Here is a 1,048-nt window from a genome sequence, read left to right as displayed (position 1 = left end):
AAGGCTTAGAAGTAGAAGAATACGAATACCGCAGTAAGACCTCCCAGTTTGATGTGAGTTACACCTTTTCAGAAGACGGAGATCAGTTGGGGCTTACGATAGAATACAACACCGATATCTATGATGAGTTTCTGATCGAGAGGATGTTCGCTCATTTTGAGGCTTTGTTGAGCGGAGTAATGGAAGATGTAACAGAGACAAAAGCTATAGAAGAGATCGATATTCTTACAGATGCAGAACGTGATCAGTTATTATTAGATTTCAATGACACGAGTGTTGATTACCCTAGGGATAAGACAGTGATCGAGCTGTTTGAAGCACAGGCAGAGAAGACCCCTGAAAAAGTAGCCGTTCGCGACAACCGGGTAAGCTTAACCTACAAAGAACTAAAAGAACAATCAGAAAAAGTTGCAAAATATCTTGTTTCCCATTTTGGAGACCATAGCCAGCCTGTGGGAGTACTGACAGACCGTTCATCAGAACTTATCATCCTACTTTTAGGTATCCTCAGATCCGGAAAAAGCTACATTCCGATCGACCCGATGCTGCCCAAAGAAAGGATCGAATACATCATCCACCACAGCCAGGCCCCCCTTATCATTACCGAAGCATCATTCCTGGAAGAATTTAATTCAGTACGATCATCAGATAACAACACCCAGGACAAAGCCCGTTTCATTACCAAAGAAGAATTGCTGCAGTTCGAGGCAAGTTCTGCAACTCACTTAAACCATCATCCAAAACCGGAAGATACCGCCTACATAATCTATACCTCAGGATCCACAGGTAACCCGAAAGGAGTAGAAATAGGACATCAGGCCTTAACCAATTTCCTAACCAGCATTCAACGCCAGCCGGGAGTTCAGGATCAGGATATTCTGTATTCCGTGACCACCTATTCCTTCGATATCTCCGTTTTAGAATTTTTCACCCCTTTAATATCCGGTGCAAGCGTCTTCATCGCCGGTAAAGAAACATTAAATGATGCAGAAAAGCTAAAAGAAGAATTAGAGAACATCCATCCCACCATCATCCAGGCCACGCCGAG

At 43.4% G+C, this 1,048-nt stretch carries 1 protein-coding gene; it reads left to right on the top strand.

Annotated elements, in window-relative coordinates:
• Positions 1 to 1,048, top strand: a 1,048-nt coding sequence (locus HNP38_RS14650; protein ID WP_184190838.1) for a non-ribosomal peptide synthetase, incomplete at both ends; no start/stop codon positions are given.

The organism is Chryseobacterium defluvii, assembly GCF_014204415.1.
In the GTDB taxonomy this organism is placed as follows: domain Bacteria; phylum Bacteroidota; class Bacteroidia; order Flavobacteriales; family Weeksellaceae; genus Chryseobacterium; species Chryseobacterium defluvii_A.
Note: the sequence above shows the minus strand (reverse complement) of the source record. Positions and strands in the feature narration are given on the sequence as shown.